1 protein-coding gene is annotated in these 366 nt (G+C 80.1%); it reads left to right on the top strand.

Annotation, left to right across the window (positions count from 1 at the left end):
• A partial coding sequence (locus FK498_RS19670) for a hypothetical protein (RefSeq protein ID WP_202614953.1) occupies window positions 1–366 on the top strand: 366 nt, incomplete at both ends.

Here is a 366-nt window from a genome sequence, read left to right as displayed (position 1 = left end):
CCCCGCCGGGGCTCGACGGCCCGGCCGCGCGCGACCGGCTGCGCGCGATCGCCCCGGCGGCGACGGTCGATCTGAACCACCTCTACCGCCCGGGCTCCGTCGCGCCGGGCTGCCAGGGCGCGGCCTGCGCGCCGACACCGTTCCTCGCCCTGATCGCCTGGCCGGAGGCGCCCTCCTGCGGCGCAGGCCTGACGGTCGGGCTGATCGACACGCCGGTCGATGCCTCGCTGCCCGCGCTCGCCGGCCGCGTCGAATCCGTCACCCTGCGCGGACCCGATCGCGCCCCGGCCTCGGCCGCCCACGCCCACGCGGGCGCGGCCCGGCTCCCCCGCGCCGGCACCCGGGCGGGGCGGTCACTTAAACACA

Origin of the sequence: Elioraea sp. Yellowstone, from assembly GCF_006704265.1 — a bacterium.
GTDB lineage: Bacteria > Pseudomonadota > Alphaproteobacteria > Acetobacterales > Acetobacteraceae > Elioraea.
Note: the sequence above shows the minus strand (reverse complement) of the source record. Positions and strands in the feature narration are given on the sequence as shown.